Source organism: Pseudomonas sp. FG86, from assembly GCF_057808775.1.
The window spans coordinates 1-4520 of sequence record NZ_JBMDIS010000170.1 but is presented as its reverse complement, the minus strand read 5'-3'; the positions used below and the strand labels follow the sequence as shown (position 1 = coordinate 4520).

The 4520-nt window shown below is 55.5% G+C and carries 5 protein-coding genes and 2 pseudogenes; 3 read left to right on the top strand and 4 right to left on the bottom strand.

Features of this window, described 5'->3' with window-relative positions; translation table 11 throughout:
* Positions 1-122: 122 nt before the first annotated feature.
* The 4 genes and pseudogenes from ACODSV_RS36020 to ACODSV_RS36005 all read right to left on the bottom strand — a co-directional run.
* Entirely contained in the window at positions 123-509 is a 387-nt protein-coding gene (locus ACODSV_RS36020; RefSeq protein WP_026146694.1) for a diacylglycerol kinase, read from the bottom strand.
* A 5-nt stretch (positions 510-514) separates the two neighbouring features.
* Entirely contained in the window at positions 515-1231 is a 717-nt protein-coding gene (locus ACODSV_RS36015; protein ID WP_034139989.1) for a lipopolysaccharide kinase InaA family protein, read from the bottom strand.
* A 3-nt stretch (positions 1232-1234) separates the two neighbouring features.
* The gene (locus tag ACODSV_RS36010; protein WP_034139988.1) at positions 1235-1924 is read right to left on the bottom strand and encodes a class I SAM-dependent methyltransferase; all 690 of its coding nucleotides are present in this window, start codon (positions 1922-1924) and stop codon (positions 1235-1237) included.
* A gap of 82 nt (positions 1925-2006) precedes the next feature.
* Positions 2007-2303, bottom strand: a pseudogene (locus tag ACODSV_RS36005) (sensor histidine kinase); the annotation flags it as partial.
* 94 nt (positions 2304-2397) lie between these two features.
* On the opposite strand from ACODSV_RS36005, the gene tnpA reads away from it, so the two are divergent.
* The 3 genes and pseudogenes from tnpA to tnpC all read left to right on the top strand — a co-directional run.
* The gene (tnpA, locus tag ACODSV_RS36000; RefSeq protein WP_186352298.1) at positions 2398-2721 is read left to right on the top strand and encodes an IS66-like element accessory protein TnpA; all 324 of its coding nucleotides are present in this window, start codon (positions 2398-2400) and stop codon (positions 2719-2721) included.
* Positions 2718-3053 carry an IS66 family insertion sequence element accessory protein TnpB gene (gene tnpB / locus ACODSV_RS35995; protein ID WP_034139925.1) on the top strand — a complete coding sequence of 112 codons (336 nt, stop codon included), beginning with the start codon at positions 2718-2720 and terminating at the stop codon, positions 3051-3053. The genes tnpA and tnpB overlap by 4 nt, the downstream gene beginning before the upstream one ends.
* 62 nt (positions 3054-3115) lie before the next feature.
* Positions 3116-4465, top strand: a pseudogene (gene tnpC / locus ACODSV_RS35990) (IS66 family transposase); the annotation flags it as partial.
* Positions 4466-4520: the final 55 nt, after the last annotated feature.

Sequence of the window (4520 nt, the reverse complement as noted above, 5' to 3'; positions counted from 1 at the left end):
GGGGCAGCACCGTACCGGAAAGGTCAGGTGTTGCACTCAGTTTTCGCGGCCGCCAGGCTTCAGCGGACGCTGGCATGCGGGGAGGCATAATGGGTAGCCTTCTATAATTTAAGAATTGGAAGCTATAACAGGATTAAACCCCAAGTAAGGGCGATCAGTATCAGTGCAATGAGTTGCGCCGCACTTCCCATATCCTTGGCTTGTTTAGACAGTGGGTGGATGCTCAGGGAAATACGGTCAACAGTGCTCTCTATGGCTGAGTTGAGTAGCTCCACTACCAACGCCAGCATCGGCACGAGCATTAGCAGTACGCGCTCACTGTGGGTCACGTCCACCACACAGGCCAGCGGCAGAAGCACTGCATTTAATAACAGCAGTTGCCTGAAAGCCGCTTCGCCTTGAAACGCTGCCCGCAAACCTGCCAGCGAGTATCTAGTGGCATAAATAATGCGGATAAAGCCGCTGCGACCTTTCAACGAGAGGGCATCCAATTCGTCGCTCTGTGGCATGTTGCTCATGGCTGCAACACTCCAGCAGGGTTGTTCAGCGCTTGCTGATAGGCCTGGTGGAGAAACAACAGATCAGTTTCAGGCATGTTTCCACGGTGCCGCCCTAACTGGCCTAGGTCACGGCGAGCAGCGTCTTTGATTCGTAGACGTCGGCGGCTTTTTTCAAGATCGAGCAAGGCTATTTCGACCGTCACCGTGCCGCCTTCGTTTACCTGGGATTTGACGAAGATATGCTTGGGATAACAGCAACCATGCTGCCAGCCCGCCAGATGCAAGCGTGCTAGGGTTGTTGCGAGTTGTATCAGTGCAGCCTTCGTAAGCGCGGCACTATTCTCAACGGCGTACCACTGCTCTAGGCTGACAAAGCCTTGCAGGGCTTCGGTAACCAGCAGCGCCTGCCAGGCACCATGTTTCTGCCGTGCAGTGCAGTAAACGACGTTAGGTGTCTTGATGCCCAGGCGGGCAAAAGCGCGATAGGCCTGCAGTTCTCGCAGGATGGTCGGGCGGCCAAACGGATGCAAAAAAGTTCGGTAGGTATGTCCAATCTGACGCTTGCAGTACAAGGGTGGCCGCATTAAATCGCGCTGCTGCAACAACTGAACGCCGCTTTCGCCACCACGTCGCTTGTTGGCCGGTTCAACCCAGATACCGGAGCTATTCCACCAGCGATCAAATTCTGTAGTGATGAGCTGCGGCGATGCTTTTTCGGTCATTACGCCCATGGCTCAGGCCTCCTTGCGCAGCACATAAGTGCGCCACATGGCGTAGCCTGGAAGAAAATCTAGGTGATCGACGACGCGGAAGCCGGCTTGTTTAAATTCATCCTCGATAACTGACTTGGCTACGACAAATCGGTTTTGGTTTTGTGACGCCCGGCCTTCATCTGCTCGCCGCTGTTCCAGGCGGCGACGCTTCCATGCCTTGTAGTTGCCATCAACCCAGAGCGAAAGTATTACGCTATCGCGGCTAACGCGATGGAGCTCACGCAGAATGGCCAGTCGGTGCTCAGATGATTCAATGTGATGCAGCAGACGTATGCAGAAGATGCAGTCCACCGCATTGACACCCAGGTCAATATCAAACGCCGAAGTCTGAAAGGTATTCACCCGCGAGACTACCTCTGGCGGTTGTGCGGCGCATGCTGTAGCGAGCATATCGGCTGAGTTATCGGCGGCGAGGATCACCCGATTGGGCTGCTCGCAAAGCATGGGCCAGAAACGCCCAGCACCACAGGGCAAATCCAGCACCAAATTGGGTTCATCTGCTAGCTGTAGAGCCCTGCGCGCCACCTGAATATCGCGCCAGTGCGACAGCTGCCGAGCCAAGCCATCCTGATGTTTAATCAGGTACTGCTGAGCATGCTCTTGGTCATATTTACGGGAAAATTCGAGTTCGATGGGATTTGGTTTCGACATGGCGAGGCGTCCACAAGAAGGTACGCTCGCCACACTAGGGGGGTGGGCATCATGGCCCTGTCAAAAGGATGTGAAAAAATCGTCAAACAACGCTTTTCAAGGTTACGCTGAAGCATGCTCCCCCACCGGGTAGGTTCTGAACCGAGATCGTCCAACCCTGCTTGCTACAGATGCGTTTTACTAATGAAAGACCCAGCCCCAAACCATCCCCTCGCGCCTGTGTACCACGTACAAAGGGCTGGAAAATCTGCTCGTGCTGCTCGAAAGGAATGCCGCTGCCACTATCCTCTACGCGGAACTCTCCAGATCCTATTACTAGGCGTACAAACCCCCTCTCGGTGTAATGCAGTGCGTTTCGCAGTAGGTTGGCCGTATGCGTCCGGCCAAGTCATCTACCCAACCCCGCAACGCTTGGACATGGTGTGCACTTAATTTAAGTGGGCACCAGTTCTAGCCTTTTAAGCGGGTATGTCATGCAGCCAACACGCCGTTCCTATTCCAAATCCTTCAAGGCCCAGGTCATTCAAGAGTGTGCCCAACCCGGCGCTTCGATTGCCGGCGTCGCCCTCAGCCATAGCCTCAACGCCAACCTCGTCCACAAATGGATTCGAGTGCACGCGCACAAAAGCTCAGCGCTTCAACCAGCATTTATCCCATTGCCCATGCAGATAACGGCACACCCACCTTCATCGAATATCAGCATTGAGATTCTGCACCCACGCGGCACCGTCAAAGTGAACTGGCCGACCGATAGTGCTGCTGCCTGCGCCGCTTTCCTTCGAGACGTGTTGCGATGATCCGTATCGACGCCATTTGGCTCGCCACCGAGCCCATGGACATGCGCGCCGGTACCGAGACTGCGCTGGCCAGGGTGATCGAGGTCTTCGGTGCGGCGAAGCCGCACTGTGCTTATCTGTTTGCCAATCGCCGCGCGACTCGGATGAAAGTGTTGGTACATGATGGGATCGGCGTTTGGCTGGCTGCACGTCGCTTGAACCAAGGCAAGTTTCACTGGCCAGGCCTTCGACAAGGCAGCGAAATGCAGTTGGATACTGAGCAACTTCAGGCCTTGGTGCTCGGCCTACCTTGGCAACGTGTTGGCGTCGGCGGTGTAATTACACTGCTTTAAAAAACTTTAATTAGCGTCTTGGTTTGCTGTCGCAGGCGGTCTGCTTTGGTAAAATCCACGGCATGACTTCCTCGCCCAATCTCGATCAAATGACTCCCGACCAACTGCGTGCATTCGCTGCGCAGTTGCTGTCGCAAGTGGAGACCATGGGCAAGACGGTAGAGACCATGGGCAGAACGGTCGAAACCATGGGCAAGAAGATCAACCGCGATCAAACGGTGATCGAAAAGCTGACCCACGAGATCGCACAGCTCAAGCGTTTGAAGTTTGCCAAGCGTAGCGAGCAGATGAATCCTCAGCAGGCCAGCCTGCTGGATGACCTGATCGATACCGATATCGCGGCGATTGAGGCCGAGCTTCAGGCCTTGCAAATCGCGCCAGCGACAACTGAGAAAAAGCAAAAGCCCAAGCGCACTGCGTTGCCGGCAGAATTCCCACGCACCTTGATCCATCACGAACCGGACAACACTCACTGCCCATGCGGCTGTGCGCTTAAACGCATCGGTGAAGATGTCAGCGAAAAGCTGGACTACACGCCGGGCGTGTTTACCGTTGAGCGCCATGTTCGTGGCAAGTGGATTTGTGATGACTGTGAAACGCTGATCCAGGCGCCGGTACCTGCGCAAGTTATCGACAAGGGCATCCCGACTGCCGGATTACTTGCCCACGTCATGATCGCGAAGTTCGCTGATCATCTTCCGCTTTACCGTCAGGAATCGATTTTTGGTCGAGCTGGCTTGTCGATTCCACGCTCCACTTTGGCTCAATGGGTCGGCGTTACGGGCGTGCAGTTGCAGCCACTGGTCGATGCCCTGCGTGACGTAGTGATCGGGCAGCAGGTCGTGCACGCGGATGAAACACCCGTACAGATGCTCGCTCCGGGCACGAAGAAAACCCACCGCTCTTATGTTTGGGCTTACGCCACCAGCCAGTTCTGCGAAACAGCCGCTGTCGTCTACGACTTCAGCCCCAGCCGCGCCGGTGAGCATGCTCGCAACTTCCTGCAAGGCTGGAAAGGCAAGTTGGTCTGCGATGATTTTGGCGGTTACAAGGCCAGCTTCGAACTCGGCGTGACCGAGATCGGCTGCATGGCCCACGCCCGGCGCAAGTTTTTCGAATTGCATGCCACCAACAAGAGCCAGCTCGCCGAGCAGGCCCTGCGTTACATCCAGTTGTTGTACGAAATCGAGAGCGAAGTGCGTGACCTGGAGTCGGAATTACGGCGCCGAATACGGCAAGAAAAAGCCGCGCCAGTGATGGATAGGCTGCATGCCTGGATGATCGCCCAGCGTGATCTTGTGCCCGAAGGTTCAGCCATCAGCAGAGCATTTGATTACAGCCTCAAACGCTGGGCAGCGCTGTCGCGCTACCTCAATGACGGGGCCGTACCTATTGATAATAATTGGGCGGAAGTGCGACACGAAGTCGCTTAATGAAGTTGTTCCCCCTTGGTGGGAACCACCCGTG